Below are 23,854 nucleotides of genomic sequence, written 5' to 3'. Positions count from 1 at the left end.
AATGCGGGTACTGATCGTTAAAACTTCTTCGATGGGCGATGTTCTGCATACGCTGCCGTCACTGACGGACGCCATGCGGGCCATTCCCGGTATTCGTTTTGACTGGGTGGTGGAGGAAGGCTTCGCGCAGATCCCCACCTGGCATGAAGCGGTTGACCGCGTGATCCCGGTGGCGATTCGCCGCTGGCGCAAAGCGTGGTTCTCCGCGCCGATTAAAGCCGAACGCAAAGCCTTCCGTGAGGCGGTGCAGGCACAGCGTTACGACGCCATCATCGACGCCCAGGGGCTGGTGAAAAGCGCCGCGCTGGTAACGCGTCTGACACACGGCGTAAAGCACGGGATGGACTGGCACAGCGCCCGCGAACCGCTGGCGAGCCTGTTTTATAACCGTCGTCATCACATCGCAAAGCAACAGCATGCGGTGGAACGTACCCGCGAGCTGTTTGCCAAAAGCCTGGGCTATGCGAAACCGGAAACCCAGGGCGACTATGCAATTTCCCGGCATTTCCTGCACGCCTCATCGCAGAAAAGCGACCCTTATTTGATTTTCCTTCACGCGACAACCCGCGATGACAAGCACTGGCCGGAAGCGTACTGGCGCGAACTGATCGGCCTGCTGGCAAGCGCGGGGCTGCGTATTAAACTCCCGTGGGGCGCACCGCACGAAGAGGCTCGGGCCAAACGTCTGGCAGAAGGGTTTGATTACGTGGACGTTCTGCCACGCATGAAACTTGACGGCGTCGCTCAGGCGCTGGCAGGCGCTACGGCTGTGGTCTCCGTGGATACGGGCCTCAGCCACCTGACGGCGGCGCTGGACCGTCCTAACATCACGCTTTACGGCCCAACGGACCCGGGTCTGATCGGCGGCTATGGAAAAAATCAGTATATCTGCCGCCCGGAACACTCATCGCAGCTGAGCGATCTCAGCGCCGCTGCGGTATTTGCGCAATTAGAGCCTTTGCTGGCAGCAGAGAGAGCCTATGTCTGATTTTTTCTCAGCGGAGCGCCCGCCAAAGCGCGTGCTGATTATTAAGCTGCGTCACCACGGTGACGTTCTGCTTACCTCGCCGGTTTTTACCGTGCTGAAAAAGAACTGGCCCAACGTGGAGGTCGACGCGCTGGTCTATGACGACACGCAGGCGATGCTGACCAGCCACCCGCATATCGACCAGGTCCATACTATTGGGCGCAACTGGCGCAAAAAGGGGTGGTTCGAACAATTCCGCCTTTACCGCGCCCTGCTGAATACCCTGAAAGGCCGTCAGTATGACGTGCTGATTAATCTGACCGAACACTGGCACGGCGCGCGCCTGGCGCGTCGCCTGAAGCCGCGCGTCTCCGTCGGCTTTAAGCCGGATAAACGCGGGGGCCTGGCACGTCGTCGCTGGGTGAAGTCGTTCACCACGCTCTACCCGGCGATTCAGGACAACAGCCGCCATATGGTGGAGGTCAATCTTGACGCCCTGCGCCGGATTGGTATTCATCCGCAGTCCGACGAAGACAAGCATACGCTTTTTGTGCCTGGTGACGCGGCAGAAGCCTCTGTGGCCGAAAAACTGACCGGGTTTGGGCTCACGAGTAAATCCTACATTCTGGTTCACCCGACCTCGCGCTGGATGTTTAAGGCCTGGGATATCAAAAAGCTGGCAGCGACCATTGATAACCTGGCGGCGCGCGGCTTGCCAATTATCCTTTCCGCCGCACCGTCAAAAGAAGAGAAGGCCTACATGGACGAGCTGCGCGCTGCGCTCACCCAGCCGGTCTTTGATTTGAGCGGTCAGTTGAACCTGAAAGAACTGGGCGCGCTCATGAAGCACGCGCGGGTCTATTTCGGTGTGGACTCCATGCCGATGCACCTTGCAAGCGCCGTCGGTACCCCGACCGTCGCCATCTTTGGCCCTACCGGCGCCATCAAGTGGGCACCGTGGGGGGTGAACTATCGCGTAATCGTTGCCGGGTTTACCTGCCAGCCGTGCGGTAAAGCGGGCTGCGGAGACAGCGGTGTCTCAGACTGCATCACAGCCATCACCCCACAGCAGGTGCTGAGCGCCATCGACACGATGCTCCTGGAAAATCCTGCATGAAGCTGGCGATAGTCCGACAAACCTACAACCCCAACGGTGGTGCAGAGCGTTTCGTCTCGCGCGCGCTTAACGTGCTGTCGCAGGACACGTCCCTGGACGTGACGCTGATTGCCCGCCAGTGGGAAGACGCCACCGGCTGGAAAACGCTGACAGTCAATCCGCCGTTCCGTAACCGTATCGCCCGTGAATCCGGCTTTGCCACCGAAGCCGCTTCGCATTTTGCGCAGTTTGATATTGTGCAAAGTCACGAGCGCATACCGGGAGCGACCATTTTCCGGGCCGGGGACGGGGTTCATGCCGCCTGGCTTGAGCAATATGGCCGCATCCTCTCGCCACTGGCGCGCTGGGCGCAATCTCTGAGCCGCTATCACCGCTACATTCTGCAGGCTGAGACGCAGATGTTTACCCATCCGCAGCTTCGCAAGGTGATCTGTAATTCGAAGATGGTGCGCGATGATATTGCCCGTCGCTTCGGGCTGTCGGAAGACAAGCTGACGGTGATCTACAACGGCGTAGACACCGTTCAGTTTAGCCCTGAGGTCCGCGCCCTTTCGCAGCGTGATGCACTGGGCATTCCCCGTAACGCACCGGTACTGGCGTATGTTGGGTCAGGTTTCAGTCGTAAAGGTGTTGCCACCGCGCTACGCGCCATTGTGCCGCATTCTGACGTCTGGCTGCTAATTGCCGGACGCGATAAACATGCGCGGAAGTTTGAAAAACTGGCACAGGCTCTGGGGGTTTCCTCACGCGTGAAGTTCCTGGGACCCGTTGCCAACGTGCGCGAAGTCTATGGGACGGCTGATGCTCTGATCCTGCCGACACTTTACGATCCCTTCCCGAACGTCTGCGTGGAAGCGCTGGCCTGCGGTCTGCCGCTGCTTACCAGCCACGGCTGCGGTGCGGCGGAGTGGATAAACGAGGGTAAAAACGGCTGGGTGCGTGATGCGCTGGACAGCGAAGGCTACCAGCAGGCCATATCTCAATGGCTGAAAGGCCGTGAACAGGGTGTCGATTACTCCGCTGCTGCGCGTGCAACTGCAGAGCCCTTCACCCTGGACAGAATGGCGAAAGAGCTGCAGGCACTTTATCGCGATCTGCTGCGCTGAGCCGCATCGGAGAAGACCTTCTCCATCGCGTCCAGCATACATTCGCGGGTAAAATGTGTACTCAGATAGTCATACCCCTGTTGCGCGAGCATCTCGCGAAGGGCTGAGTCGTCATAGAGTTTCATTATGGCATCGTGCAATGCGTTTTCGTCGCGCTGCGCGATTAAAATGCCCGTCTGCCCGTTAATCACCGCATCTCCCGTTCCACCGGCGTCCGTCGCAATAGTTGCAATACGGGTGGCTAATGATTGCAGTACGCCCTGTGGAACACCTTCCATATCGTGCGAAGGACTCAGCGCAATATCAAAGGCCGGAAACCAGCGTTCCGGATCGGGTTGATGTCCCGCCATGACCACGCGCTGCTGTAATCCCAGCGCGGCGATTTCCTGTTCCAGCGTCGCCTTGTGCGGGCCTTCGCCGACAATCGCCAGCTTGATGTGTGGATTGTCGATTTTCGCCAGGGCGCGCAACAGTACGCTATGGCCTTTGTTCGGGCGCAAATGCGACACCACGCCCAGCCAGAAATCGTCTCCGGACAGGCCACAATGCGCGCGGGCTTCGTGCTTATCTCCGGGGTGAAAACGCTGAGTATCGACACCGCTTGGCACCGAGGTACTCTGGGACATCGGCACGCCAATATTTGCCACCTGATGACGCAACGCCTCCCCCGTGGTCACGATATGCGCACAGGCCGTGCGGAACAGCCAGCGTGTCGTCCAGTTGTTGCGCGGTACGCCTGACGCATGACGGGTGCGGACCAGCGGCACAGGGTTGGCGAGCGTCAGATTCGCCAGCGCCACCAGCCATGTATCGGCAGAGTTGTGACTGTTGATAACGTCAATCGACTGACGGTTATCCTTCAGCCAGCGACGCAGCAACCGCAGATTTTTAAGGTTCTTGCGCTTCAACGGCATCGTGACAACCGTCAATCCGGCATTGCGCGCCAGCGCATGCAGCGGCGCGGTTTCCGGACAAAGGAGAGTAACCTGATGGCCACGCTGAATCATCCCAAGCGATTCGTTGATAATGCGCAGAGGCTGTCCGCCTTTGCCACCGTCTGCTTCAGTGTGAACAATATGCATACATTTCCTGTTAAGAATCTCGTCCGCGTGACGCTAATTTGCCGCCTGGCAGGATCTTTGTCCCTCCAGGCATATGTTTTTAGTATCCACCAGATATAATACAGCACGAATGGTATCACCATATTGGGTGGCCTGCCCTGAACACAACGGAGAAAGCATGTCCGACACACCTTTATTGAGCCTTGTAGTCGCCGTCTATAACGGTGAAAAATTCCTCAGCGCATTTTTCGACAGTATCAAAGCTCAACATCTGGACAGTCTGGAACTGGTCGTTGTGAACGACGGGTCAAGCGACAACTCCTCGGCCATCATTGCGCAGTACGCCGGAGAATTCCCGTTCTACAAGGTCATTGACCAGGCGAACCAGGGCGTCTCGGCGGCCCGTAATACGGGTCTGGCGCAAGCGACAGGCGAGTACGTCGCGTTCCCGGATATCGACGATGTCATTTATCCGGGCATGTATCCGCGACTGCTTGAAATGGCCAAAAATAACAATCTCGATGTGGCTACCTGCAACGGCACGTATATCTACGATGACGGCAGGCCGTCGAAGAAAATCTTCCCGTCCGACAAACTGCAATCTACAGACGTGCTGGATGGCCCAACGTGGCTACAGCGCGCGCTGGCGTCGCGTAAATTCCTGCACGTTACCTGGCTGAATATTTATCGCCACGCGTTTATTAAAGAGCAGGGTTTCACCTTTGAGCATGGTCTGCGTCATCAGGATATCCCGTGGACCACTGAAGTGCTGCTTACTGCAAAACGCGTGCAGTACACTGACGAAACGTTCTACGACTACCTGATTCATTCCGCCTCCGTCTCGCACACGCCAGGAACGGATGACACGCGTATGCGTAACGCCCGTCACTACATGAAAATCCTGGAAATGCTGGATGTTATCAACCAGCGCTACCCGGAGGCCGTGCGCCGGGTGCCGGCCTGCAGGTGGCAAATTGCAAAAGAGGGGCTGGGCATTCTGCACGCTATTAACAACATCGGCGATCTCAGCAAAAAACGCGAAATCATCCGTGAACTGTTCGACCGCGGTATCTGGGCACTCATCTGGAAAAATGCCCGTGGACTGCGCCAGCACTGGCGGCTGGGTCGCCGTTATTTCCGTTTGAAACGGTATCTGGCATAAGAGATAGCTTTACCTGGCTTAAATGCTTAGAATTTGCCCGCCGAAACTAAAAAAACGGATAATCGCTTGGAATTGTTGTATACCGCTCTGCTCTACATCATTCAGCCACTGGTGTGGCTGAGGCTGTTGCTTCGTAGCCGTAAAGCGCCTGCGTATCGTAAACGCTGGGCTGAACGCTATGGCTTCTGCCGCAATAAAGTCGCTCCGGACGGTATTTTGCTGCATTCCGTTTCTGTCGGTGAAACGCTGGCGGCAATCCCGCTGGTTCGCGCCCTGCGTCACCGCTACCCGTCGCTGCCAATTACCGTCACGACGATGACGCCAACCGGCTCGGAGCGCGCGTTATCCGCTTTTGGCAAAGACGTCCATCACGTCTATCTCCCTTACGATCTGCCCTGCGCCATGAATCGTTTCCTCAACACCGTGCGCCCGAAGCTGGTGATTGTGATGGAAACCGAACTGTGGCCGAACATGATTTCCGCCCTGCATGCCCGCAAAATTCCGCTGGTGATTGCCAACGCGCGCCTGTCAGAGCGCTCGGCGAAAGGCTACGGCAAGCTGGGTAAATTTATGCGCCGCCTGCTGAGCAAGATCACGCTGATCGCCGCGCAGAATGAAGAAGATGCGGCACGCTTTGTCTCTCTGGGCCTCAAACGCAACCAGCTTGCGGTAACGGGCAGCCTGAAGTTCGATATTTCTGTTACCCCTGAGCTCGCTGCCCGTGCGATCACGCTGCGTCGCCAGTGGGCCCCGCGTCGTCAGGTCTGGATTGCGACCAGTACCCATGACGGTGAAGAAGAGATCATCCTGCAGGCTCACCGCAAGCTGCTGGAAAGCTTCCCTGATTTACTGCTGATCCTCGTGCCCCGCCATCCGGAGCGTTTCAAAGATGCCCGTGAAATGGTGCAGAAAGGCGGTTTCAGCTTCACGTTGCGCAGCAGCGGTGAGATCCCTTCCGGCAGCACCCAGGTGGTGATTGGCGATACAATGGGCGAACTGATGCTGCTGTACGGCATTGCTGACCTCGCGTTTGTCGGTGGCAGCCTGGTCGAGCGTGGCGGACATAACCCGCTGGAGCCAGCAGCCCACGCCATTCCGGTGCTGATGGGGCCGCACACGTTTAACTTCAAAGATATCTGCGCGAAATTACAGCAGGCCGATGGTTTGATTACCGTGACCGATGCAGATTCAGTAGTCAAAGAGGTATCGACCCTTCTGACTGACGAAGATTATCGCCTGTGGTACGGGCGCCATGCGGTCGAAGTGCTGCACCAGAACCAGGGCGCCCTGACCCGTCTGCTGCAGCTTCTGCAACCTTACCTGCCCCAGCGGAGCCATTAATGTCAACGCGTCTGTCGGTCGTGATGATCGCCAAAAACGCCGCCGACCTGCTTCCGGACTGCCTGGCCTCCGTTGCCTGGGCTGACGAGATAGTCATTCTTGACTCCGGAAGTACGGACAACACGGTGGACGTTGCCCGGGCAGCGGGTGCAAAAGTCTTTGTCGACGCTGACTGGCAAGGCTATGGCATCCAGCGCCAGCGCGCGCAGGGGTATGCCACCGGTGAGTATGTCCTGATGCTCGATACTGACGAGCGCATTACGCCAGAACTTCAGCAGGCCATTCAGGCGGTACTTTCCTCGCCCCAGCCTGGCGCCGTATACAGCATTGCCCGCCGCAACTACTTCCTTGGCCGTTTTATGCGCCACAGCGGCTGGTATCCTGACCGCGTGATGCGCCTCTACGAGCGCGAGCGGTATCAGTACAACGATAATCTGGTGCATGAATCCCTGAGCTGCGATAACGCCCAGGTGATCCCCCTGACGGGCGATTTGCTGCACCTGACCTGCCGCGATTTCGCCAGCTTCCAGCGTAAACAGCTCAACTATGCCACCGCATGGGCGCAGGAGCGTCACCAACGCGGCAAGAAGGCCTCGCTGACGGGTATCTTTACCCACACGCTGGGCGCGTTCCTGAAAACGCTGCTGCTGCGCGGCGGCGTACTGGACGGTAAGCAGGGCTGGTTACTCGCGGTAGTGAATGCCCAGTATACTTTCAACAAATACACCGAGCTGTGGGCGCTCTGCCGCGGCTACTCAGAGAAAACGTGAGCCATGAGCACAAAAGCGATTTATCCGGGTACCTTCGATCCGATCACCAACGGTCATCTTGATATCATCACCCGTGCGGCATGCATGTTCGACAAGGTGATCCTGGCCATAGCCGCCAGCCCCAGCAAAAAGCCGATGTTTGACCTCAACGAGCGCGTGCAGCTTGCCACCGATGCGATTTCGCACCTGCCGAACGTTGAGGTGGTCGGGTTTAGCGACCTGATGGCAAACTTCGCACGCGCCCAGCAGGCGAATATTCTGATCCGTGGTTTACGCGCGGTGGCAGACTTCGAGTATGAGATGCAGCTGGCGCACATGAACCGCCACCTGATGCCGGAGCTGGAGAGCGTGTTCCTGATGCCCTCCAAAGAGTGGTCGTTTATCTCTTCCACGCTGGTGAAAGAGGTGGCGCGTCATCACGGGGACGTTACCCATTTCCTGCCGGTTAACGTCCACCAGGCGTTGATGGAAAAGCTAAAGTAGCTCTACTTCTGGCACTGACGGCAGTAGAACGTGGCGCGCTGGGCGTGCTTCGTGGCAATAACTGGCGTGCCGCAGACTCTGCACGGTTCGCCCTTACGGCCATACACCTGAAGCTCCTGGGCAAAATAGCCCGGCTTACCGTCACTTTGCAGGAAGTCCTTCAGCGTTGTCCCGCCCTGCTCAATCGAGCGAAGTAATACGGCTTTAATCACCCGGACCAGCAGCTCACACTCCTGCGCCGACAGCGAAGAGGCCAGCCGATCGGGATGGATCCCGGCGGCAAACAGCGATTCGCTGGCATAAATATTCCCCACGCCGACCACCAGCTTGTTATCCATTAGCCAGGGCTTAATCGGGCTTTTCTTCTTCGCGCACTTCGCCTTAAGATATTCCGCGTTAAACGCGTCTGAAAGCGGCTCCGGGCCCAGATGCGCCAGCACGTTATGTCCTTCCAGCTCCTTCGTCCACAGCCACGCGCCAAAGCGCCGTGGGTCAGTGTAGCGGAGCACTTTGCCGTTGCTCATCACCAGATCGACGTGGTCGTGCTTTTCAGCAGGCAGTTCTTCGGTAAGGATGCGCAGGCTCCCGGACATCCCCAGGTGGATAATGATCCAGCCGTCGGGCAGTTCCAGCAGCAGGTATTTCGCGCGACGCTGCACGCTAAGGACGGGTTGATCGCTCAGGGCATGGATCTCATCGGACACCGGCCAGCGTAGACGACCGTTACGGACAACCGCGTGAAGAATCGTCGCGCCGACCAGATGAGGCTCAATGCCGCGACGGCTGGTTTCTACCTCAGGTAATTCAGGCATGGTTCCTCCGTTGAGATACAGAATGCAAAAAACCCCGCAGTTGCGGGGTTTTTCGATACAAGGAGACTAAAATTATTTGATTTTAGCTTCTTTGTACAGTACGTGCTGGCGTACAACTGGATCGAACTTTTTCAGTTCCAGTTTTTCCGGCTTAGTACGTTTGTTCTTCGTGGTGGTGTAGAAGTGACCTGTACCAGCAGAAGAAACCAGCTTGATTTTCTCGCGAATACCTTTAGCCATGATTTATTTCCTCTTTAAGTACTTAGTACTTTTCGCCACGGGCACGCAGTTCGGACAGAACTGTATCGATGCCTTTCTTATCGATTACACGCATACCTTTAGCAGATACGCGCAGGGTGACAAAACGCTTCTCGCTCTCAACCCAGAAACGGTGAGAGTGCAGGTTCGGCAGGAAACGGCGTTTAGTCGCGTTCAGTGCGTGGGAACGGTTGTTACCGGTCACCGGACGCTTGCCAGTAACTTGGCAGACTCGGGACATGTCTATTCTCCAAAAATCAAATTAGCTCGAGCTTCGTATGGGGTATCGGCGCCTCGTCAGGCTTTACAGCCCGGTCATCGCATAGTTCTAAGTGAACTCTCGATTGCCAGGCCCAAATGCCAAACCCGAGATTCTCAAAGGTGGCGTAGTATACGCTGACTCGGCGGTGTGCTCAAGTCCCGAACAGACAAAGATCCCGATGGATCGCGAGAAATAGCCTAAATCCAGCCATGTTCTGCGAAAGAAATGTACTCACCGCGGCCAATTATCAGATGGTCCAGCACACGAATGTCCATGAATTGACAGCATTTGATAATGCGTTCGGTGATTTCTTTGTCCGCTCTGCTCGGTTCTGCACAGCCAGAGGGGTGATTATGCGCGAGGATCACGCCCGCTGCATTCACTTTTATCGCTTCCCGCACAATTTCACGCGGATGCACCTCAACGTGGCTCAACGTGCCCGCAAAGAGACAGCTATGTTTCAGCACCCGATTTCTGTTATCAACAAAGATCACCATAAAGATCTCGCGTTCAATATCGGTTAACTGGCTTTGCAGGAATTCGCGCGTCATTGCGGGCGTCAGGATCGGATCGTCCTTCTCCATGCGGACATTGTAAAAACGGCGGGCAAGTTCGGCAATGGCCCGCAACTGGGCATATTTCGCCACGCCGATCCCCTCAACGTGCGTAAACTGCGCCAGATCGGCGGTCAGTAAACTGTACAGCGAACCGAAACGTGCTATCAGCTCTTTTGCCAGCGTAAATACCGTTTTGCCGGGCGTTCCGGTACGTAAAAAGAGCGCCAGCAGTTCGTCATCTTTTAACAGGGTGACGTCGTAGCGCAGCAGTTTTTCACGCGGCAGCAGCTGTTCATCCTCTTCTTCCATGCTCTTTCTCCCTTTTTTAACCGCATGCTGCCACACGCCAATCCGGCGCTCGACGGCCACGTTGCGTTCTTGCGTAGCGCCTCGCAAAGTGGTCGAAGGACAAAATCACCCCGCTTTGGGGATTGTGATAAAATGCCTGCTCTCTGGTGAAACCCAACAGGAAAGAATCATGATGAGCCTGGCCGGTAAAAAAATCGTTCTTGGCGTGAGCGGCGGCATTGCTGCCTACAAAGCGCCAGAGCTGGTGCGTCGTCTGCGCGAGCGCGGGGCAGATGTGCGGGTCGCGATAACCGAAGGCGGTAAAGCCTTTATCACTCCTCTGAGCCTGCAGGCCGTTTCAGGATACCCGGTATCTGACAGCCTGCTCGATCCGGCCGCCGAAGCCGCGATGGGCCATATTGAGCTGGGTAAATGGGCTGACCTGGTTATCCTTGCCCCCGCCACGGCTGATTTAATCGCCCGGGTGGCGGCCGGTATGGCAAACGATCTGGTCTCTACCATTTGTCTGGCCACGCCTGCCCCTGTTGCCGTCGTTCCTGCCATGAACCAGCAGATGTACCGTAACGCGGCCACCCAGCACAATCTGGAGACGCTGGCCTCACGCGGCCTGCTTATCTGGGGTCCGGACAGCGGCAGCCAGGCCTGCGGCGATGTTGGCCCGGGTCGCATGCTTGACCCGCTGACGATTGTTGATATGGCCGCAGCCCATTTTTCGCCTGTCAACGATCTGCAACATCTCAACATCATGATTACCGCGGGCCCCACGCGCGAGCCGCTGGATCCGGTGCGCTACATCACCAATCACAGCTCCGGTAAAATGGGCTTTGCGATTGCCGCCGCCGCTGCGAAGCGTGGCGCGAACGTCACGCTGGTGAGCGGCCCGGTCTCACTGCCTACCCCTGCGTTTGTGAAGCGAATTGACGTTACTACCGCGCTGGAGATGGAAGCCGCCGTACAGGCTCATGCGCAAAGCCAGCAGATTTTTATCGGCTGTGCGGCCGTCGCAGACTATCGTGCCGAGACGATCGCCGAGGCTAAAATTAAAAAGCAAGGCGATGAATTAACACTAAAAATGGTAAAAAACCCGGACATTGTTGCCGGTGTCGCCGCACTAAAAAGCCACCGTCCATACGTTGTTGGGTTTGCCGCAGAAACGAATAATGTGGAAGAATATGCCCGGCAAAAACGTACCCGCAAAAACCTCGATTTGATTTGCGCGAACGACGTATCGCTGGCCACACAAGGATTTAACAGCGACAGCAACGCACTGCACCTTTTCTGGCAGGATGGAGATAAAGTCTTACCGCTTGAGCGCAAGGAACTCCTGGGCCAACAATTACTCGACGAGATCGTTACCCGTTATGATGAAAAAAATCGACGTTAAGATTCTGGACCCGCGTGTTGGCGAGCAATTCCCGCTGCCAACCTATGCCACCTCCGGCTCTGCCGGTCTTGACCTGCGCGCCTGTCTCGATGACGCCGTAGAACTGGCTCCGGGTGCCACTACCCTGGTTCCAACTGGCCTGGCCATTCACATTGCTGACCCGTCGCTGGCGGCGGTGATCCTGCCGCGTTCTGGTCTGGGCCATAAGCACGGCGTTGTGCTGGGGAACCTGGTCGGCCTGATCGACTCCGACTACCAGGGTCAGCTGATGGTCTCCGTCTGGAACCGTGGTCAGGACAGCTTCACCATTGAACCGGGTGAGCGTATCGCACAGATGGTCTTTGTACCGGTGGTACAGGCAGAATTTAACCTGGTGGCAGACTTTGACGCCACCGACCGCGGCGAAGGCGGCTTCGGCCATTCCGGGCGCAAATAACGGCCCGACAGACACGTATCTCACAGCGTCATAATGCAATAACAAACCGCAAACGCCCGTTTGCGGTCGCTGTGTGGATGCCAGCCTGGCAAGTGCTTATTTTCAGGGGTATTTTGTAACATGGCAGAAAAACAAACCGCGAAAAGGAATCGTCGCGAAGAAATACTTCAATCTCTGGCTCTGATGCTTGAATCCAGCGATGGCAGTCAACGCATCACCACCGCTAAACTGGCCGCCTCTGTGGGCGTGTCTGAGGCGGCGCTGTACCGTCATTTTCCGAGCAAGACCCGGATGTTCGACAGCCTGATCGAGTTTATTGAAGACAGCCTGATCACGCGCATCAACCTGATTCTGAAAGACGAAAAAGACACCACCGCGCGTCTGCGTCTGATTGTGCTGTTAATCCTGGGCTTCGGTGAACGCAATCCGGGCTTAACTCGTATCCTCACCGGCCACGCGCTGATGTTTGAGCAGGACAGACTACAGGGCCGCATTAACCAGCTTTTCGAACGCATTGAAGCTCAGCTGCGCCAGGTACTGCGCGAAAAGAAAATGCGCGAAGGCGAAGGTTACAGCATTGATGAAACGCTGCTGGCAAGCCAGATTCTGGCGTTTTGTGAAGGGATGCTCTCTCGCTTTGTGCGCAGCGAGTTCAAATACTGTCCAACGGACGATTTTGACGCCCGCTGGCCGTTAGTAGCTGCTCAGTTGCAGTAACACCGTTGCCGGGTGGCGGCTTCGCCTTATCGGGCCTACGAAATGCGCAGGCCCGTTAAGCGTAGCGCCACCGGGCAATTTAACTACACCCCGAACGCTTCCCGGTACGCACGTACCGCTGCCAGATGGTCCGCCATCTCAGGCTTCTCTTCCAGATACGCAATCAGGTCTTTCAGAGTGATAATCGACGTCACTTTGCAACTGTAATCGCGCTCGACTTCCTGAATAGCGGAAATTTCCCCGCGACCACGCTCCTGACGATCAAGAGAAATCAGCACGCCAGCAAGCGTCGCACCGTTGGCCTGAATAATCTCCATCGATTCGCGGATCGCCGTACCGGCGGTGATCACGTCGTCCACCAGCATGACGCGGCCCTGCAGCGCGCTGCCGACCAGATTCCCGCCTTCACCGTGGGTTTTAGCCTCTTTGCGGTTAAAGCAGTACGGCACGTCGCGGTCATGGTGTTCAGCCAGCGCCACCGCGGTGGTGGTCGCAATCGGAATACCTTTATAGGCCGGGCCAAACAGCAGGTCAAAATCAATCCCGGAATCCACCAGCGCTTCGGCATAGAAACGGCCTAACAATGCCAGATCGCGCCCGGTATTAAACAGCCCGGCGTTGAAGAAATAGGGACTCTTACGCCCGGATTTCAGCGTAAATTCGCCAAACTTGAGTACCTGCTTGTTGAGCGCAAACTCAATAAACTGGCGCTGATACGATTTCATGGATTTGCTCCTTTGGTTTTTCTGTCTTACAGGCAAAAAAAAGGCGACTCATTGGTCGCCTTTAAAATCAATTTTCTAACGCCGCTTTCTGCGTCGTTACAATAGATTCGATTCCCCCTCGGGCCAACGCCAGCAGAGAGAGAAGCTCTTCGTGAGTGAACGGCTCGCCTTCCGCCGTACCCTGTACTTCAATGATGCGACCGTCTTCGGTCATCACCACGTTCATGTCGGTTTCGGCTGCGGAATCTTCAACGTATTCCAGATCGCAAAGCGCTTCGCCGTTAACGATACCAACTGAAACCGCCGCAACCATGCCTTTCATTGGGTTGGTTTTCAGCTTGCCGGCCGCAACCAGCTTGTTCAGAGCGTCCGCCAGCGCCACGCAGGCACCGGTAATGGATGCGGTACGCGTACCGCCGTCTGCCTGAATTACGTCGCAATCGAGAGTGATGGTGAATTCGCCAAGGATTTTCAGGTCAACGGCGGCGCGAAGCGCGCGCGCGATCAGACGCTGAATCTCCATGGTACGACCGCCCTGCTTACCCTTTGCCGCTTCACGGGCATTACGGGTATGGGTCGCACGCGGCAGCATGCCGTATTCTGCGGTGATCCAGCCCTGCCCCTGACCTTTCAGGAAGCGCGGAACGCCTTCTTCGATGGAGGCAGTGCACAGCACTTTAGTGTCACCAAACTCAACCAGCACGGAGCCTTCTGCGTGTTTTGTATAGTTACGGGTCAGGATGACGGGACGCACCTGGTTGGCGCTACGACCTGATGGACGCATGATGGATTCTCCGGCTTGAAACGAATGTGGCTGCGCATTATACGGATAAAGGACGCTTATTCCTATCCTGAGAAGCCCCCGAAAGCTATAATCCCCCCATCTCTCCTTTAAAAACGGGAATGTCTATGATCCGCAGTATGACCGCCTACGCCCGGCGTGAAATCAAGGGTAGCTGGGGTAGCGCCACATGGGAAATGCGCTCGGTAAACCAGCGTTACCTGGAAACGTATTTCCGTATGCCGGAGCAGTTCCGCAGCCTTGAGCCTGTTGTACGCGAGCGTATTCGTACGCGTCTGACGCGCGGTAAAGTGGAATGTAACCTGCGCTTTGAGCCTGATGCCAGCGCACAGGGCGAGCTGATCCTCAACGAAAAACTGGCGAAACAGCTCGTGAATGCGGCGAACTGGGTCAAAATGCAGAGCGATGAAGGTGAAATCAACCCGGTTGATATTCTGCGCTGGCCTGGCGTCATGGCCGCCGGTGAGCAGGATCTGGATGCCATTGCCGCTGAAATCCTGGCAGCCCTCGACGGCACGCTCGACGACTTTATCGTTGCCCGCGAAACCGAAGGTCAGGCGCTGAAAGCGATGATTGAGCAGCGCCTTGAAGGCGTGAGCACCGAAGTGGCGAAAGTCCGCACCCATATGCCGGAAGTGCTGCAGTGGCAGCGCGAACGCCTTGTCGCCAAACTGGAAGAAGCAGAAGTTCAGCTGGAAAACACCCGTCTGGAACAAGAGCTGGTGCTGATGGCGCAGCGTATCGATGTCGCTGAAGAGCTGGACCGTCTGGAAGCGCACGTTAAAGAGACCTACAACATTCTGAAGAAGAAGGAAGCGGTGGGCCGCCGTCTGGACTTTATGATGCAGGAGTTCAACCGTGAGTCGAACACCCTGGCTTCTAAGTCGATCAATGCTGACGTGACGAATTCAGCGATTGAGTTGAAAGTGCTGATTGAGCAGATGCGCGAGCAGATTCAGAACATCGAGTAATGCCTTTCGGGTGGTGTCGACGGCACCACCCATTATTATTTCTAATCCATATCAACATCCGTTTTTACGTTTTACCGCCTATCATCAAGCCTGCTCAAGATAAATTAATAAAATTTTTTAGGGCAACCTGACTCGCCTTAGAAAATCTCAATCGTGATCTTGCGCACAAATCGCTAACCTCCCCGCGTTCACACCGGAGGGTCTATGCTGCTTCACATCCTTTATCTCATTGGCATCACCGCAGAAGCCATGACCGGCGCGCTTGCCGCCGGACGTCGCCGTATGGACACCTTCGGCGTAATCATTATTGCTACCGCGACCGCGCTTGGCGGTGGTTCCGTGCGCGATATCCTGCTTGGCCATTACCCGCTCGGCTGGGTTAAACACCCTGAATACGTGATTATTGTGGCGACTGCTGCCGTGTTAACCACCATCGTGGCGCCCGTTATGCCCCATCTTCGCCGCCTATTCCTGGTGCTTGATGCGCTGGGGCTGATCGTCTTTTCGATCATCGGTGCGCAAATCGCGCTCGATATGGGGGAAGGACCGGTTATCGCCACCATTGCCGCCGTGGTCACGGGCGTATTCGGCGGTGTGCTGCGCGATATGTTCTGCAAGCGCATTCCTCTGGTCTTTCAAAAAGAACTGTATGCCGGCATCTCCTTTGCAGCAGCAGTGCTTTATATCGCCCTGCAGCATTACGTTTCTAACCATGATGTGGTGGTCATCTCGACGCTACTGTTTGGCTTTACGGCCCGCATGCTGGCGCTGCGTCTGAAGCTCGGGCTGCCCGTTTTTCATTACAAACACAGCGCACACTAGTTTCAGAACCCGTTGATGTGCTGTTCAGCGAGCCATTTCGCCAGCACATCAATCTGAGGCGCGAGCATCCAGTTAACGATTTGTCGCGCTTTTTCCTCTCCCGTTCCCGGCAGGGCCTGCCAGTCCTTTGCGTTGCGCCCGCTCATCTTCTGCCACGATATGTCTCCCATCGCCTTCAGCGAAGCCTGCGTCATTGGCACACCCAATGCCATGAGCCAGCGGATAAACGGCTTCTCGCGCACCAGATTAAATCGGTGCCAGAGCGCCAGCCCGCGTGCTGAGGAAAACCCCGGTGTTGACTGCAACTGCGCCTGAGTTAATAACAGCCATGAAAAGAGATGTTCAAAATGATGTGCCTGCCAGAGGGTACGCCAGCCTGACTCGCCTAATCCTTCAATATCAAGTACCTGCTTTGAACTGAGCCAGGTCAGCCGGGCAAAGAACTGCTCCATACACTCCGGGGAAGCGTAGAAACAGCTAAGCGAATGATAACGCGAGGCCGGAGGCTCTGGTTTATGTCTGTCCGTCCCGCGCCAGAGCACTTTATCAAACCGGGGGATACCCTGCCCGGCCAGGCTGATCTGTATCTGATCCCCTGGGGCAATATCCAGTCTCTGCCAGCGTCCAACCGAGCCCAGACTCACCCGCTGCACCTGTTTATCATCCAGTTGCACGGGTTCCAGCGTTGCTACAACGGAAATTTTGCCCGTTCGCCCCACGGAAAAATGAATATGACTCACCTCAGCAACCTGGGCTGTAGGCGCATATTTCCACGCAACGACCCAGTTGCCTTCTCCCGGTAACCAATCTTCGCCAGCAGGTTCATCCTCCGAACGCACCACAATGCCATCCGTGGCAAAGGGTAATGCGGTCACGTGCCAGGCCGCGCGCTGTTTCTCGACGCCATCAACAGATTCGGCGGGAAGCGTATACCGTGCCGACAGCGTAAAACCAGCCTGAGACAGTTCAGCTAAAGAGGTCTGCATATCTTTCGGTCCGTCCGGCCAGGCCCAGATGAATACGCCGATCTTGCTCAATAGCGAGTTATCCTTTTGCCGCATCATCGCCCCCGCCACCTTTGCACGAGCGTTCATTCCGCCCATCTGCTGCTGAATGTGGTTGTCGCGCAACCAGAAGAGTTCGCCCTGTAAGACGCTGTTCGCCAGCTTGCCGGTGAGCTTTTGCGGAACAGACGGGACTAAACGCACCTTCCCGGTCCAGTCTTCCCCTTTCAGGCCATCACCACGACTGATGGCCTGGGTTAACTTCCCGTCACGATAGACCAGCGTCACCGCCACACCGTCAACTTTCGGCTGCAGCCACAGATGTTGCCGCACACGCATCCACTGTCTCAGTTCCTCTTTGCTGGCCACCTTATGCACGCCCGTGTGGGCAACAGGATGTTTTACGCTCCCCGTCAGCGCGGGGAGTTTCTCTTCTGAAGGCTCACTGCCAAAACAGCGCTGCCACTGCGTTAAACGCCCGTGAAGCTGGTCGTAAACCTCGTCGTTGATCTCGCTCACGCCCTGCTTCCAGTAAGCCTCATCCCAGCGTTTGATTTGCGCGCTTAACGACGCCATCTCTTTCTCTGCTTTTGCCTGCGACCACACCGGACACATCGCCGCGCCATAACCGCACCACAACAGCATTAACCCGCTTATCCATCGCCACATCGCTACCCCTCCTTTGCGTTGCAGGAGGTATACCCGGATGCCTGAAACAACGCTAACGGCAACGTTTCGCATTGCGAGACGCTATCCAGTATTTCTTTTGGTTGCTGAAAACCACAGATAAAACCTGAAAACGGCACGCAAAATTCAATAATCGAGGGGAAAAAGTGTGACAAAGGCTACGTCACACGGCGGTGACGTGTATAATAAGCCCGTATGTAGGACTTCTTCGTTAACACATACAAAAGACTCTCATGGCTCAAGGCACGCTTTATATTGTTTCTGCCCCTAGTGGCGCGGGTAAATCCAGCCTTATTCAGGCACTGTTAAAAACCCAACCGTTGTACGACACACAGGTTTCTGTTTCTCACACCACGCGCCAGCCGCGTCCGGGTGAAGTGCACGGTGAACACTATTTCTTTGTGGATCACGACGAATTCAGAGCGATGATCGGCAGAGACGCGTTTCTTGAACACGCTGAAGTATTTGGTAATTACTACGGTACTTCGCGTGAAACCATTGAGCAGGTTCTGGCCACGGGCGTGAATGTGTTCCTGGATATCGACTGGCAGGGCGCACAGCAAATTCGCAAGAAAATGCCTGACTCGCGCAGTATCTTTATTTTACCGCCATCGAAAGATGAGCTGGATCGCCGTCTGCGTGGCCGCGGTCAGGACAGCGAAGAAGTGATCGCAAAGCGTATGGAACAGGCTGTTGCAGAAATGAGCCATTACGCGGAATATGATTACCTTATTGTGAATGATGATTTTGATGCCGCACTGAGCGATCTCAAAACCATTCTTCGTGCAGAACGTCTGCGTATGAGCCGCCAGAAGCAGCGACATGACGCATTAATCACCAAACTGTTGGCAGACTGAACCCACTTTCAGTATCATGCCCAGTCATTTCTTCACCTGTGGAGCATTTTAAGTATGGCACGCGTAACTGTTCAGGACGCTGTAGAGAAAATTGGTAACCGTTTTGACCTGGTGCTGGTCGCCGCGCGTCGCGCTCGTCAGATGCAGGTAGGCGGTAAAGATCCGCTGGTACCGGAAGAAAACGATAAAACCACCGTTATTGCACTTCGCGAAATCGAAGAAGGTCTGATCAACAACCAGATCCTCGACGTGCGTGAGCGCCAGGAGCAGCAAGAGCAGGAAGCCGCAGAACTGCAGGCCGTAACCGCTATTGCTGAAGGTCGTCGTTAATTAAACCTGCGGGTCGCCCTTGTATCTGTTTGAAAGCCTGAATCAACTGATTCAAACCTACCTGCCTGAAGACCAGATTAAGCGTCTTCAGCAGGCGTATCTCGTTGCACGTGACGCTCACGAGGGCCAGACACGTTCAAGCGGTGAACCCTACATCACGCACCCGGTAGCGGTGGCCTGTATTCTGGCCGAGATGAAACTCGACTACGAAACGCTGATGGCCGCGCTGCTGCACGACGTGATTGAAGATACCCCTGCCACTTACCAGGACATGGAACAGCTGTTTGGCAAAAGCGTTGCCGAACTGGTGGAAGGGGTCTCTAAGCTTGATAAGCTGAATTTCCGCGACAAGAAAGAGGCGCAAGCCGAAAACTTCCGCAAGATGATTATGGCGATGGTGCAGGATATCCGCGTCATTCTCATCAAACTCGCTGACCGTACCCACAATATGCGCACGCTGGGCTCACTTCGCCCGGATAAACGTCGCCGCATTGCCCGTGAAACCCTCGAAATCTACAGTCCGCTGGCGCACCGTTTAGGTATTCATCACATTAAAACCGAGCTGGAAGAGCTGGGTTTTGAAGCGTTGTACCCGAACCGCTATCGCGTGATTAAAGAGGTGGTGAAAGCCGCACGCGGCAACCGTAAAGAGATGATTCAAAAGATCCTCTCTGAAATCGAAGGGCGTTTACAGGAAGCGGGGATCCCGTGCCGCGTCAGCGGTCGCGAGAAACACCTGTACTCCATCTACTGCAAAATGGTGCTCAAAGAGCAGCGTTTTCACTCGATCATGGATATCTACGCCTTCCGCGTCATTGTCCATGACTCGGACACCTGTTATCGCGTGCTGGGGCAGATGCACAGCCTCTACAAACCGCGTCCGGGTCGCATGAAAGATTACATCGCCATTCCAAAAGCGAACGGCTATCAATCTTTGCACACCTCGATGATTGGTCCGCACGGTGTGCCTGTTGAGGTGCAGATCCGCACCGAAGACATGGACCAGATGGCAGAGATGGGGGTTGCCGCACACTGGGCGTATAAAGAGCACGGTGGCGAAAGCAGCACGACCGCACAAATCCGCGCCCAGCGCTGGATGCAGAGCCTGCTGGAGCTTCAGCAGAGTGCGGGCAGCTCGTTTGAATTTATCGAGAGCGTTAAATCCGATCTCTTCCCGGATGAGATTTACGTTTTCACCCCAGAAGGTCGCATTGTCGAACTGCCTGCGGGCGCAACGCCGGTCGACTTCGCTTACGCCGTGCATACCGATATCGGGCATGCCTGCGTCGGCGCGCGCGTCGACAGACAACCTTATCCACTGTCTCAGCCGCTCTCCAGCGGCCAGACGGTAGAAATTATTACCGCGCCGGGCGCACGTCCTAACGCGGCCTGGCTGAACTTTGTCGTGAGCTCCAAAGCACGCGCCAAAATTCGTCAGTTGCTGAAAAACCTCAAGCGTGATGATTCCGTCAGCCTGGGGCGTCGTCTGCTCAACCACGCGTTGGGCGGCAGCCGTAAGCTGGCTGAAATTCCGCAGGAGAACGTCCAGCGTGAGCTGGAGCGCATGAAGCTTACGTCGCTTGACGACTTGCTGGCAGAGATTGGCCTCGGCAACGCCATGAGCGTGGTGGTGGCGAAGAATCTGCAGCAAGGCGACACGACAGCGGTGCCGGCAACCACGCAAAGCCACGGACACCTGCCGATTAAAGGCGCGGACGGCGTGCTGATCACCTTCGCAAAATGCTGTCGTCCAATTCCTGGCGATCCGATTATTGCGCACGTCAGCCCGGGCAAAGGGCTGGTTATCCACCACGAATCCTGTCGTAACATTCGCGGCTATCAGAAAGAAGCCGAGAAGTTTATGGCGGTCGAGTGGGATAAAGAGACCGCGCAGGAATTTATCACCGAAATTAAGGTGGATATGTTCAACCACCAGGGTGCCCTGGCGAATCTGACGGCAGCGATCAACACGGCTTCGTCCAACATTCAGAGCCTGAATACGGAAGAGAAAGATGGCCGCGTGTATAGCGCCTTTATTCGTCTGACCGCTCGCGACCGCGTGCATCTGGCGAATATTATGCGCAAGATCCGCGTCATGCCGGACGTGATTAAAGTCACCCGAAACCGAAACTAGGTTTATGAATTCACAACGTTATGCACGTATCTGCGAAATGCTCGCCAGGCGTCAGCCTGACCTGACGGTCTGCATGGAGCAGGTGCATAAACCTCATAACGTCTCTGCTATCGTTCGTACCGCAGATGCCGTCGGTGTGCATGAAGTGCACGCCGTCTGGCCGGATGGCCGTATGCGCAATACGGTCTCGGCGGCGGCAGGCAGCAACAGCTGGGTGTCTGTTAAAAATCATCACACCATTGGCGAAGCCGTATCGCACCTGAAAGGGCGCGGGATGCAGATCCTGGCCACTAACCTGTCCGCTAAAGCCGTAGATTTCCGCGAGATCGACTACACCCGCCCGACCTGCATTTTGATGGGTCAGGAGAAAACCGGGATCACCCAGGAAGCGCTGGATCTGGCGGATCGGGACATCATCATTCCGATGATCGGCATGGTCCAGTCTCTTAACGTCTCCGTGGCGTCCGCGCTCATTCTGTATGAAGCGCAGCGCCAGCGTCAGAACGCCGGGATGTACGAGCGCAGCAACAGCATGCTGCCGGAAGAGGAACAGCAGCGCCTGCTGTTTGAAGGTGGCTATCCGGTGCTGGCTCGCGTTGCGAAGCAGAAAAAATTGCCTTATCCCCACGTCAACGCGCAGGGCGAAATTGAAGCCGATGCCGAGTGGTGGGCCACCATGCAGTACGCCGGGTAAGCGATGAAAGGCCGCCTGCTGGATGCCATCCCGCTTAACAGCCTGACGGGCGTGGGCGCGGCGCAAAGCAATAAGCTGGCAAAAATTGGCCTGCACACGGTGCAGGATCTCCTGCTTCACCTCCCCCTGCGTTACGAAGACCGCACCCAGCTATACAAGATTGGCGATCTCCTTCCTGCCATTTACGCCACCGTTGAAGGCGAAGTCCTGAACTGCAACATCACCTTCGGCGGGCGCCGGATGATGACCTGCCAGATCAGCGACGGCACCGGCATTCTCACCATGCGTTTTTTCAACTTCAGCGCGGCGATGAAAAACAGCCTGGCGACGGGCCGCAGGGTGCTGGCCTATGGCGAAGCCAAACGCGGGAAATACGGCGCAGAGATGATCCACCCGGAGTACCGCGTGCAGGGCGATCTCAGCACGCCGGAGCTGCAGGAGACGCTCACCCCGGTTTACCCGACGACCGAAGGAATCAAGCAGGCGACGCTGCGTAAGCTCACCGATCAGGCGCTGGAGCTGCTGGATACCTGCGCCATTACCGAGCTGCTGCCACCCGAGCTGGCGCAGGGCATGATGAGCCTGCCCGAGGCGCTGCGCACCCTGCACCGCCCGCCGCCAACGCTGCAGCTCAGCGACTTAGAAAGCGGCAAACACCCCGCTCAACAGCGTCTTATCCTTGAGGAATTACTGGCCCATAACCTGAGCATGCTGGCGCTCCGCGCCGGCGCGCAGCGTTTCCACGCCCAGCCCTTAAGCCAGAATGATGAACTCAAAGATAAGCTGCTGGCCTCGCTGCCGTTTAAGCCCACCGGCGCGCAGGCGCGCGTCACCGCCGAAATCGAACGCGATATGGCGCTCGACGTGCCGATGATGCGCCTGGTGCAGGGCGACGTGGGTTCCGGCAAAACGCTGGTTGCCGCGCTGGCCGCCCTGCGTGCGATTGCCCACGGCAAGCAGGTCGCGCTGATGGCACCGACCGAACTGCTGGCGGAACAGCACGCCAACAATTTCCGCGCCTGGTTCGCGCCGCTGGGCATTGAAGTGGGCTGGCTTGCCGGGAAGCAAAAAGGCAAAGCGCGCCTTGCGCAACAGGAGGCTATTGCCAGCGGGCAGGTGCAGATGATTGTCGGCACGCACGCCATCTTCCAGGAGCAGGTGCAGTTTAACGGCCTTGCGCTGGTGATTATCGACGAGCAGCACCGCTTCGGCGTGCACCAGCGTCTGGCATTATGGGAGAAAGGCCTGCAGCAGGGCTTCCACCCGCATCAGCTGATCATGACCGCTACGCCGATCCCGCGCACCCTGGCGATGACGGCCTACGCCGATCTGGATACCTCCACCATCGACGAACAGCCGCCGGGCCGTACGCCGGTCACAACGGTCGCCATTCCTGACACGCGCCGCAGTGATATCATCGACCGCGTACGCAACGCCTGCACCCACGAAGGGCGTCAGGCCTACTGGGTTTGTACGCTGATAGAAGAGTCGGAACTGCTGGAAGCGCAGGCTGCCGAAGCCACGTGGGAAGAGCTTAAGCTGGCGCTGCCGGAGCTGAACGTGGGCCTGGTTCATGGACGCATGAAGCCTGCCGAAAAACAGGCGGTGATGCAGTCGTTTAAGCAGGGCGAGCTGCATTTGCTGGTCGCCACGACGGTCATTGAAGTGGGCGTGGACGTCCCGAACTCCAGCCTGATGATCATCGAAAACCCGGAGCGCCTGGGCCTTGCCCAACTCCACCAGCTGCGCGGGCGCGTTGGCCGTGGCGCGGTAGCGTCCCACTGCGTCCTGCTCTACAAAGCCCCGCTCTCAAAAACAGCCCAGATGCGGTTGCAGGTGCTGCGCGACAGCAACGACGGTTTTGTGATTGCGCAAAAAGACCTGGAGATCCGCGGCCCGGGCGAACTGCTGGGCACGCGTCAGACGGGGAACGCGGAATTCAAAGTGGCGGATTTGCTGCGCGACCAGGCTATGATCCCCGAGGTTCAGCGCCTCGCCCGCCATATTCATGAACGCTACCCCGAACAGGCGGCAGCGTTAATTGAGCGCTGGATGCCGGAAACCGAACGCTATTCCAACGCCTGAT

General features: G+C 56.6%; 25 protein-coding genes. 17 read left to right on the top strand and 8 right to left on the bottom strand.

The window, feature by feature from the left end; translation table 11 throughout:
• Position 1: 1 nt before the first annotated feature.
• The 3 genes from rfaC to OTG14_RS16285 are packed head-to-tail and all read left to right on the top strand — an operon-like array spanning position 2 to position 3,190.
• Positions 2-988 (top strand): lipopolysaccharide heptosyltransferase RfaC, encoded by a 987-nt coding sequence (gene rfaC / locus OTG14_RS16295; protein WP_267215371.1) that lies wholly within the window; start codon positions 2-4, stop codon positions 986-988.
• Positions 981-2,084 (top strand): putative lipopolysaccharide heptosyltransferase III, encoded by a 1,104-nt coding sequence (gene rfaQ, locus OTG14_RS16290; RefSeq protein WP_267215370.1) that lies wholly within the window; start codon positions 981-983, stop codon positions 2,082-2,084. Before rfaC ends, rfaQ begins: the two co-directional genes overlap by 8 nt.
• On the top strand, positions 2,081-3,190 hold the full coding sequence (locus OTG14_RS16285; protein ID WP_090420366.1) for a glycosyltransferase family 4 protein: 1,110 nt from the start codon (positions 2,081-2,083) through the stop codon (positions 3,188-3,190). The genes rfaQ and OTG14_RS16285 overlap by 4 nt, the downstream gene beginning before the upstream one ends.
• On the opposite strand, the gene OTG14_RS16280 is transcribed toward OTG14_RS16285, so the two are convergent.
• Positions 3,169-4,272 (bottom strand): glycosyltransferase family 4 protein, encoded by a 1,104-nt coding sequence (locus tag OTG14_RS16280; protein WP_267215369.1) that lies wholly within the window; start codon positions 4,270-4,272, stop codon positions 3,169-3,171. The two genes, OTG14_RS16285 and OTG14_RS16280, sit on opposite strands and share 22 nt — an antisense overlap.
• Before the next feature lie 157 nt (positions 4,273-4,429).
• Between OTG14_RS16280 and OTG14_RS16275 the strand changes: the two genes are divergently transcribed.
• From OTG14_RS16275 to coaD, 4 genes are all read left to right on the top strand, one after another.
• Positions 4,430-5,413 (top strand): glycosyltransferase, encoded by a 984-nt coding sequence (locus tag OTG14_RS16275; protein ID WP_024906624.1) that lies wholly within the window; start codon positions 4,430-4,432, stop codon positions 5,411-5,413.
• 66 nt (positions 5,414-5,479) lie between these two features.
• Positions 5,480-6,754 (top strand): lipid IV(A) 3-deoxy-D-manno-octulosonic acid transferase, encoded by a 1,275-nt coding sequence (gene waaA / locus OTG14_RS16270; RefSeq protein ID WP_024906625.1) that lies wholly within the window; start codon positions 5,480-5,482, stop codon positions 6,752-6,754.
• On the top strand, positions 6,754-7,524 hold the full coding sequence (locus OTG14_RS16265) for a glycosyltransferase family 2 protein (protein ID WP_048992809.1): 771 nt from the start codon (positions 6,754-6,756) through the stop codon (positions 7,522-7,524). Before waaA ends, OTG14_RS16265 begins: the two co-directional genes overlap by 1 nt.
• A 3-nt stretch (positions 7,525-7,527) precedes the next feature.
• On the top strand, positions 7,528-8,007 hold the full coding sequence (gene coaD, locus OTG14_RS16260) for a pantetheine-phosphate adenylyltransferase (RefSeq protein WP_024906627.1): 480 nt from the start codon (positions 7,528-7,530) through the stop codon (positions 8,005-8,007).
• Between the two features lie 2 nt (positions 8,008-8,009).
• Here coaD and mutM read toward each other — a convergent pair whose 3' ends face one another.
• The 4 genes from mutM to radC form a co-directional block, all read right to left on the bottom strand.
• Entirely contained in the window at positions 8,010-8,819 is an 810-nt protein-coding gene (gene mutM / locus OTG14_RS16255) for a bifunctional DNA-formamidopyrimidine glycosylase/DNA-(apurinic or apyrimidinic site) lyase (RefSeq protein WP_032643723.1), read from the bottom strand.
• Between the two features lie 72 nt (positions 8,820-8,891).
• Entirely contained in the window at positions 8,892-9,059 is a 168-nt protein-coding gene (gene rpmG / locus OTG14_RS16250) for a 50S ribosomal protein L33 (RefSeq protein WP_003024094.1), read from the bottom strand.
• 22 nt (positions 9,060-9,081) lie between these two features.
• Positions 9,082-9,318 carry a 50S ribosomal protein L28 gene (rpmB, locus tag OTG14_RS16245; protein WP_002436699.1) on the bottom strand — a complete coding sequence of 79 codons (237 nt, stop codon included), beginning with the start codon at positions 9,316-9,318 and terminating at the stop codon, positions 9,082-9,084.
• Between the two features lie 218 nt (positions 9,319-9,536).
• Positions 9,537-10,205, bottom strand: coding sequence for a RadC family protein (gene radC / locus OTG14_RS16240; RefSeq protein ID WP_048992806.1), 669 nt, complete (start codon positions 10,203-10,205; stop codon positions 9,537-9,539).
• Positions 10,206-10,377: 172 nt separating this feature from the next.
• On the opposite strand from radC, the gene coaBC reads away from it, so the two are divergent.
• The 3 genes from coaBC to slmA all read left to right on the top strand — a co-directional run bounded on the left by coaBC (position 10,378) and on the right by slmA (position 12,742).
• The gene (gene coaBC / locus OTG14_RS16235) at positions 10,378-11,589 is read left to right on the top strand and encodes a bifunctional phosphopantothenoylcysteine decarboxylase/phosphopantothenate--cysteine ligase CoaBC (protein ID WP_024906629.1); all 1,212 of its coding nucleotides are present in this window, start codon (positions 10,378-10,380) and stop codon (positions 11,587-11,589) included.
• A complete protein-coding gene (dut, locus tag OTG14_RS16230; RefSeq protein WP_008502691.1) occupies positions 11,567-12,025 on the top strand; it encodes a dUTP diphosphatase in 459 nt (152 codons plus the stop codon). The genes coaBC and dut overlap by 23 nt, the downstream gene beginning before the upstream one ends.
• Positions 12,026-12,145: 120 nt before the next feature.
• On the top strand, positions 12,146-12,742 hold the full coding sequence (gene slmA, locus OTG14_RS16225) for a nucleoid occlusion factor SlmA (protein WP_024906630.1): 597 nt from the start codon (positions 12,146-12,148) through the stop codon (positions 12,740-12,742).
• An 83-nt stretch (positions 12,743-12,825) separates the two neighbouring features.
• Here the strand turns inward: slmA and pyrE are convergent, their stop codons facing one another.
• Positions 12,826-13,467 (bottom strand): orotate phosphoribosyltransferase, encoded by a 642-nt coding sequence (gene pyrE / locus OTG14_RS16220; RefSeq protein WP_048992803.1) that lies wholly within the window; start codon positions 13,465-13,467, stop codon positions 12,826-12,828.
• Between the two features lie 67 nt (positions 13,468-13,534).
• On the bottom strand, positions 13,535-14,251 hold the full coding sequence (gene rph / locus OTG14_RS16215; protein ID WP_024906632.1) for a ribonuclease PH: 717 nt from the start codon (positions 14,249-14,251) through the stop codon (positions 13,535-13,537).
• Between the two features lie 125 nt (positions 14,252-14,376).
• Here rph and OTG14_RS16210 point away from each other — a divergent pair, with 125 nt between their 5' ends.
• Complete coding sequence (locus OTG14_RS16210) at positions 14,377-15,240, top strand: YicC/YloC family endoribonuclease (RefSeq protein WP_061716219.1); 864 nt, start codon at positions 14,377-14,379, stop codon at positions 15,238-15,240.
• Between the two features lie 204 nt (positions 15,241-15,444).
• On the top strand, positions 15,445-16,062 hold the full coding sequence (locus OTG14_RS16205) for a trimeric intracellular cation channel family protein (protein ID WP_023334014.1): 618 nt from the start codon (positions 15,445-15,447) through the stop codon (positions 16,060-16,062).
• A gap of 2 nt (positions 16,063-16,064) precedes the next feature.
• Here the strand turns inward: OTG14_RS16205 and ligB are convergent, their stop codons facing one another.
• Complete coding sequence (gene ligB, locus OTG14_RS16200; protein WP_267215368.1) at positions 16,065-17,735, bottom strand: NAD-dependent DNA ligase LigB; 1,671 nt, start codon at positions 17,733-17,735, stop codon at positions 16,065-16,067.
• Positions 17,736-17,986: 251 nt separating this feature from the next.
• Between ligB and gmk the strand changes: the two genes are divergently transcribed.
• From gmk to recG, 5 genes are read left to right on the top strand one after another with little or no spacing between them, the layout of a single operon-like run.
• Positions 17,987-18,610 carry a guanylate kinase gene (gene gmk, locus OTG14_RS16195; protein ID WP_008502674.1) on the top strand — a complete coding sequence of 208 codons (624 nt, stop codon included), beginning with the start codon at positions 17,987-17,989 and terminating at the stop codon, positions 18,608-18,610.
• Positions 18,611-18,664: 54 nt separating this feature from the next.
• Entirely contained in the window at positions 18,665-18,940 is a 276-nt protein-coding gene (gene rpoZ / locus OTG14_RS16190) for a DNA-directed RNA polymerase subunit omega (protein ID WP_000135058.1), read from the top strand.
• 19 nt (positions 18,941-18,959) lie between these two features.
• On the top strand, positions 18,960-21,074 hold the full coding sequence (gene spoT / locus OTG14_RS16185; protein ID WP_024906643.1) for a bifunctional GTP diphosphokinase/guanosine-3',5'-bis pyrophosphate 3'-pyrophosphohydrolase: 2,115 nt from the start codon (positions 18,960-18,962) through the stop codon (positions 21,072-21,074).
• Between the two features lie 4 nt (positions 21,075-21,078).
• The gene (gene trmH / locus OTG14_RS16180) at positions 21,079-21,768 is read left to right on the top strand and encodes a tRNA (guanosine(18)-2'-O)-methyltransferase TrmH (RefSeq protein WP_024906644.1); all 690 of its coding nucleotides are present in this window, start codon (positions 21,079-21,081) and stop codon (positions 21,766-21,768) included.
• 3 nt (positions 21,769-21,771) lie between these two features.
• The gene (gene recG, locus OTG14_RS16175; protein WP_267215367.1) at positions 21,772-23,853 is read left to right on the top strand and encodes an ATP-dependent DNA helicase RecG; all 2,082 of its coding nucleotides are present in this window, start codon (positions 21,772-21,774) and stop codon (positions 23,851-23,853) included.
• The last annotated feature ends 1 nt before the right edge of the window (position 23,854 follow it).

It is taken from the genome of Enterobacter pseudoroggenkampii, assembly GCF_026420145.1.
In the GTDB taxonomy this organism is placed as follows: Bacteria; Pseudomonadota; Gammaproteobacteria; order Enterobacterales; family Enterobacteriaceae; genus Enterobacter; species Enterobacter pseudoroggenkampii.
The sequence above is the reverse complement of the archived record's forward strand: the minus strand, read 5'-3'. Positions and strand labels throughout refer to the sequence as shown.

Coding starts and splice junctions, on each gene's coding strand:
- OTG14_RS16265 (WP_048992809.1), top strand. CDS start 6,754: ATGTCAACGCGTCTGTCGGTCGTGATGATCGCCAAAAACGCCGCCGAC.
- rfaC (WP_267215371.1), top strand. CDS start 2: ATGCGGGTACTGATCGTTAAAACTTCTTCGATGGGCGATGTTCTGCAT.
- OTG14_RS16275 (WP_024906624.1), top strand. CDS start 4,430: ATGTCCGACACACCTTTATTGAGCCTTGTAGTCGCCGTCTATAACGGT.
- pyrE (WP_048992803.1), bottom strand. CDS start 13,467: ATGAAATCGTATCAGCGCCAGTTTATTGAGTTTGCGCTCAACAAGCAG.
- OTG14_RS16285 (WP_090420366.1), top strand. CDS start 2,081: ATGAAGCTGGCGATAGTCCGACAAACCTACAACCCCAACGGTGGTGCA.
- OTG14_RS16210 (WP_061716219.1), top strand. CDS start 14,377: ATGATCCGCAGTATGACCGCCTACGCCCGGCGTGAAATCAAGGGTAGC.
- gmk (WP_008502674.1), top strand. CDS start 17,987: ATGGCTCAAGGCACGCTTTATATTGTTTCTGCCCCTAGTGGCGCGGGT.
- ligB (WP_267215368.1), bottom strand. CDS start 17,735: ATGTGGCGATGGATAAGCGGGTTAATGCTGTTGTGGTGCGGTTATGGC.
- trmH (WP_024906644.1), top strand. CDS start 21,079: ATGAATTCACAACGTTATGCACGTATCTGCGAAATGCTCGCCAGGCGT.
- OTG14_RS16280 (WP_267215369.1), bottom strand. CDS start 4,272: ATGCATATTGTTCACACTGAAGCAGACGGTGGCAAAGGCGGACAGCCT.
- rph (WP_024906632.1), bottom strand. CDS start 14,251: ATGCGTCCATCAGGTCGTAGCGCCAACCAGGTGCGTCCCGTCATCCTG.
- rpmB (WP_002436699.1), bottom strand. CDS start 9,318: ATGTCCCGAGTCTGCCAAGTTACTGGCAAGCGTCCGGTGACCGGTAAC.
- rpoZ (WP_000135058.1), top strand. CDS start 18,665: ATGGCACGCGTAACTGTTCAGGACGCTGTAGAGAAAATTGGTAACCGT.
- mutM (WP_032643723.1), bottom strand. CDS start 8,819: ATGCCTGAATTACCTGAGGTAGAAACCAGCCGTCGCGGCATTGAGCCT.
- OTG14_RS16205 (WP_023334014.1), top strand. CDS start 15,445: ATGCTGCTTCACATCCTTTATCTCATTGGCATCACCGCAGAAGCCATG.
- radC (WP_048992806.1), bottom strand. CDS start 10,205: ATGGAAGAAGAGGATGAACAGCTGCTGCCGCGTGAAAAACTGCTGCGC.
- rpmG (WP_003024094.1), bottom strand. CDS start 9,059: ATGGCTAAAGGTATTCGCGAGAAAATCAAGCTGGTTTCTTCTGCTGGT.
- coaD (WP_024906627.1), top strand. CDS start 7,528: ATGAGCACAAAAGCGATTTATCCGGGTACCTTCGATCCGATCACCAAC.
- slmA (WP_024906630.1), top strand. CDS start 12,146: ATGGCAGAAAAACAAACCGCGAAAAGGAATCGTCGCGAAGAAATACTT.
- coaBC (WP_024906629.1), top strand. CDS start 10,378: ATGAGCCTGGCCGGTAAAAAAATCGTTCTTGGCGTGAGCGGCGGCATT.
- dut (WP_008502691.1), top strand. CDS start 11,567: ATGATGAAAAAAATCGACGTTAAGATTCTGGACCCGCGTGTTGGCGAG.
- rfaQ (WP_267215370.1), top strand. CDS start 981: ATGTCTGATTTTTTCTCAGCGGAGCGCCCGCCAAAGCGCGTGCTGATT.
- recG (WP_267215367.1), top strand. CDS start 21,772: ATGAAAGGCCGCCTGCTGGATGCCATCCCGCTTAACAGCCTGACGGGC.